1 protein-coding gene is annotated in these 2,080 nt (G+C 68.2%); it reads left to right on the top strand.

Annotated elements, in window-relative coordinates; all coding sequences use genetic code 11:
- Positions 1-2,080 (top strand): condensation domain-containing protein (locus ACYVOO_RS40340; RefSeq protein ID WP_461020699.1); only part of this gene is annotated, 2,080 nt, incomplete at both ends.

The following is a 2,080-nucleotide window of genomic DNA, read 5'->3' on the forward strand; positions in this document are numbered from 1 at the left end:
GGTGGCCGGTGAACTGTATGTGGCCGGTGCGGGTGTGGCGCGTGGCTATGTGGGCCGCCCCGGACTGACGGGTGAGCGGTTCGTGGCGTGCCCGTTCGGTCCGGGTTCCGGTGAGCGGATGTATCGCACCGGGGATTTGGTGAAGTGGAGTGCGGACGGGCAGTTGCTGTTCGCTGGTCGTGTGGATGAGCAGGTGAAGGTGCGTGGTTTCCGTATCGAGCCGGGTGAGATCGAGGCCGCTCTGCTGACCCATCCGGCGGTGACGCAGGCTGCGGTGATCGCCCGCGAGGACACCTCGGGAGACAAGCGCCTGGTCGGCTATGTGGTGGCCGGTGATGGTGCGGAGTCCGAGGGGCTGCGGGAGGTGGTGGTCTCGCGGCTGCCGGAGTACATGGTGCCGGCCGCGTTCGTGACGCTGGCGGAGTTGCCGTTGACGGCCAACGGGAAGTTGGACCGCAGGGCGCTGCCGGCGCCGGAGTACGTCACCGGTGCCGGGCGGGCTCCGGCGACCGTGCAGGAGGAGATGCTGTGTGCGGCGTTCGCCGACACCCTCGGCCTCGCATCGGTGGGGGTGGAGGACAACTTCTTCACTCTGGGTGGGCATTCGCTGCTGGCGGTGCGGTTGGTGTCGCGGATCCGGGTTGTGCTGGGGGTGGAGGTCGAGGTCCGCACACTGTTCGAGGCACCCACTGTCGCTGGACTGGCGACACGTCTTACGGACGAGGGTGCGGGCTCGGTTCGTCAGCCGTTGCGGGCGGGGGTACGTCCTGGGCGGGTGCCGTTGTCGTTCGCGCAGCAGCGGCTGTGGTTCCTGGCGCAGTTGGAGGGTCCCAGCCCCACGTACAACATTCCTACCCCGATCCGCATGCATGGTGTGGATGCTGCGGTGCTGGAAGAGGCGTTGCGTGATGTGATCGTGCGGCACGAATCGCTGCGGACCGTCTTCCCGAGCGCCGACGGTCAGCCCTACCAGCACATCCTCGACCCCGACGAGCTCACATGGGGCCTGGAAGTGTCCCAGGCCGCGCCCGAGGATCTTGCGGACGTCGTGGCCCGTGCGTCGCAGTACGCCTTCGACCTGTCGGCTGAGCTGCCGATCAAGGCATGGCTGTTCCAGGCCGGACCCGACGAGCAGGTGCTGCTAGTCGTCATGCACCACATCGCCTCCGATGGCTGGTCTCGAGGTCCGCTGGCCAGGGATGTCTCCACCGCCTATGAGGCGCGGTTGCGGGGTGCGGCTCCGGTGTGGGAGCCGTTGCCGGTGCAGTACGCCGACTACGCGGTGTGGCAGCGCGAGTTGCTGGGTGAGGAGTCGGATCCGGAGAGTCTGCTGTCGGCGCAGGTGGGGTACTGGCGGCAGGCGCTTGCTGGTGTTCCGGAGGAGTTGGTGTTGCCGGTGGATCGGCCGCGTCCTGCGGTGGCCAGCCATCAGGGTCATCGGGTGCCGGTGCGGATATCCGGCGAGGTGCACGAGCGGATGGTGGAGGTGGCGCGTGCCGAGAGCGTGACAGCGTTCATGGTGGCGCAGGCGGCCCTGGCCGTGACGCTGTCACGACTCGGCGCTGGCACCGACATCCCGATCGGCTCGCCGATCGCGGGACGGACCGACGAGGCGCTGGACGACCTCGTCGGGCTGTTCATCAACACGCTCGTCATCCGCAGCGACCTCTCCGGCGATCCGAAGTTCCGGCAGATCCTGGCACGGGTGCGGGAGGCGAGCCTGGGAGCGTTCGCGCACCAGGACATGCCGTTCGAACGACTCGTCGAGGAGCTGACACCGTCCCGCTCCCTGGCCCGGCACCCCCTGTTCCAGGTCTTCCTCACCCTCGAGAACACCGCCGAGACCCGGCTCGCACTGCCCGGCGCCCACGTTCGGTCCGGGGAGTCTGCGGTGGGTGACATGCCCACTGTGGCAGCGAAATTCGATCTTGAGGTGTTGCTGTCGGAGGTGGTTGACGAGGAGGGGCGTCCTGCGGGGTTGCGGGGTGCGCTGGTCGTGTCGGCGGATGTGTTCGAGGCGGAGACGGCCGAGCGGATGGCGGTGTGGTTCGGCCGTGTGCTGGAGTCGGTGACCGCGTTC

This window comes from Streptomyces daliensis, assembly GCF_054782395.1.